Origin of the sequence: uncultured Corynebacterium sp. (assembly GCF_902782855.1) — a bacterium.
Classification (GTDB): Bacteria; Actinomycetota; Actinomycetes; order Mycobacteriales; family Mycobacteriaceae; genus Corynebacterium.
Genome location: NZ_CACZOO010000071.1, coordinates 1 through 2,455, shown reverse-complemented (window position 1 = coordinate 2,455; position 2,455 = coordinate 1). Strand labels below are relative to the sequence as shown.

Annotated in this window: 3 protein-coding genes and 1 pseudogene; 1 reads left to right on the top strand and 3 read right to left on the bottom strand. The window is 68.1% G+C overall.

Annotated features, from left to right (window positions below):
• A pseudogene (gene nadE / locus QZV72_RS03055) lies at nucleotides 1–593 on the top strand (NAD(+) synthase); the annotation flags it as partial.
• A gap of 68 nt (nucleotides 594–661) precedes the next feature.
• Here the strand turns inward: nadE and QZV72_RS03050 are convergent.
• From QZV72_RS03050 to QZV72_RS03040, 3 genes are all read right to left on the bottom strand, one after another.
• Complete coding sequence (locus tag QZV72_RS03050; protein ID WP_297005106.1) at nucleotides 662–1,558, bottom strand: GDSL-type esterase/lipase family protein; 897 nt, start codon at nucleotides 1,556–1,558, stop codon at nucleotides 662–664.
• A gap of 219 nt (nucleotides 1,559–1,777) precedes the next feature.
• A complete protein-coding gene (locus tag QZV72_RS03045; protein WP_297005104.1) occupies nucleotides 1,778–2,089 on the bottom strand; it encodes a hypothetical protein in 312 nt (103 codons plus the stop codon).
• A 61-nt stretch (nucleotides 2,090–2,150) separates the two neighbouring features.
• Nucleotides 2,151–2,455, bottom strand: a 305-nt coding sequence (locus tag QZV72_RS03040) for a hypothetical protein (protein WP_297005101.1), incomplete at its 5' end; no start/stop codon positions are given.

Genomic DNA, 2,455 nt, shown 5'->3' with positions numbered 1-2,455 from the left:
CCGAGATCGCGCTGGGCTGGTGCACCTACGGCGTCGGCGACCAGATGAGCCACTACGGGGTGAACTGCGGCGTGCCGCAAACCCTCATGCAGCACCTCATCCGCTGGGTCATCAGCACCGGGGAAGGGGTGGACGCCGCGACCGCCGAGGTCCTCCAGTCCGTCCTCGACACCGAGATCAGTCCCGAACTCGTCCCGCCGGGGGAGGACGGCAAGGTGCAGTCCACCGAGTCCGCCATCGGCCCCTACGCCCTGCACGACTTCACCCTGTGGCACATCCTCGCGGGGCTGCGTCCCTCCAGGATCGCCTTCCTTGCCTGGCATGCCTGGAAGGACTCCGAGGTCGGCGAATGGCCCGCCGGTTTCCCCGACGAGGACCGCTACACCTACGACCTGGCGACGATCGTGGCCTGGGAGCGCTCGTTCCTGCAGCGCTTCTTCGGGTTCGCCCAGTTCAAGCGCACCGCGATCCCCAACGGGCCGAAAGTGTCCCCGGCCGGGTCGCTGTCCCCGCGCGGGGACTGGCGCGCACCGTCCGACGGCAATGCGCGGGCCTGGCTCGCCGAGCTGGACGCGGCCTACCCCGGGTTGTAGCTTGCGGGCTGTGAACCTGCGGACCGGGCATTCGTGTCCCGCGTCTCCCGCGTCTCCCGCGTCCGGCGCTACCGCGTGATCTGCGGGATGAACAGATCCGCCATGAACCGGTCCCCGGCCGCGGTGGGGTGCCACGCCATGAGGACGTCGGCGGCACCGTCCTCACCCGAGAGGTAACGCTGTCCGACCGGGCTGCAGGTCGAGTTCCCGTCGGCGGCGGCACGAACGTCGACGAACGTCGCGTCATGCTCTTCGGCGGCGATCGCCATGGTCTCGCTGATGTACGCCTCGGTCTCGTCGAGCTGCTGGTCGTACACCGGCAGGGAGACGCCGTCGACCGGCCCCGCGTCGCGGCACACATAGGGGCCGACCGTCGCCGGCAGGTAACTGGAGAAGACCAGTCGGGCGTACGGTGCGGCGGCCCGGATCCTCGTCACCGCGACGCCGATGTTGTCGAGGACCGTCGTACGGCGTCCGTCGAGGTCGTCGATCTTCGCGCCCCGGACCGCCCCCTGGTGGCCGAAGTCGTTGCCGCCGATGGAGAGGAAGACCGTGCCGGTCTCGGATCCGAGATCGCCGGAGGCGAGGGCCTCATCGACCAGGTCGAGCATAGACTCCGATGTCGCGCCGCCACAGCTGAAGTCGTGGATGTCGGCGCCGGTGTCCGCCGCGGCGAGGCGGGCCCAGTTCCCGTCCGACCGGGCGCAGGGCCGGGTCAGGGCGGCCGGGTCGGGGGATGAGTAGTAGGAGTCCCCGAAGACGACGACGTTCCCCCCGGATCCGGACGACGCCCCGGACAGGGACGCCAGCGTCAGTCCCGAGGTGACGGCGACGCCGAGCCCGGCAGCGGCGAGCAGCACCGTCGTCGCTATCCGGGGCCCGGAGGAACGGCGCCGGGCCACCGGTGCCGTTCTCACGCGTCGCTGCCGGTGGTTTCCGGTCTGACGGGATGCGCGATGGTCCATGGAGGGCGGGTGTCCTTCATCGGTGGTGACGGTGGGGGGTCCAGATGTTGTCCGTGACTGATCGTACGTGATGCGGGGCGGGGCGGACTTTTCGACGAAGAAGCCCCCCGGTCACAAGGACCAGGGGGCTGTTGGCGGAGGATAGGGGGGTTGATCTCCATGCACTGCATAGTGCGAATATGTCGTGGAAGATGCGGTGCTGGGGGCCTACCCGGGGGCCTACCCGGAATCCGAGCTGCAATCCCGGGGGGAGGCCAGGGCCGCCCCCACCGCCTCCGACACCCGAGTGGCGGTGGCCTCGTCGGGGACCTGGATGATCACCGAGCCATACCCGCACGCGAGGCGCACGGCGGGGGATGAGTCGCCACCACTGGAGACCGCAGTCCCGACCTCTACAACGGTGGAGGTGGAGGTGGTGCTGGGGATGGACGGGATACCGGGGTCGGGACTGCACGCGGTGAGGGCGAGAGCCGCCCCAGCGGCGAGAGCAGGGACGGTGATGCGACGGTAGATGCGGGGTGTGATGGTCATATATACCTCCGTGGGGGCAGATACGCGGCAGGGAAGCGAAAACGCATCATTGACAGGTAGCTCACAGGTGTCGGTTGATACCACCGGTGCCGATATGCGACCGGACCAGCGACGCGACCGCCGTCTCGTAGACGCCACAGTCGGCGGCCTCGGGCATGTCATCGGCGAGCCGGTCAAGTTTTCTTTGGATATCGAATTTCTCTTCGGGGGTGACCGTGCCGGAGAAAAATTCGTCGGCATCCAGGGCCACAGCCACATCACGCGTCAGATAGATCTCCACCATGAGCATCGTATTGTCCCGGTCGCCACTGATATCAGAGCTGAATATTTTCTTGGCGCAGCGGGCGCACAGGGCAACCACTCCGT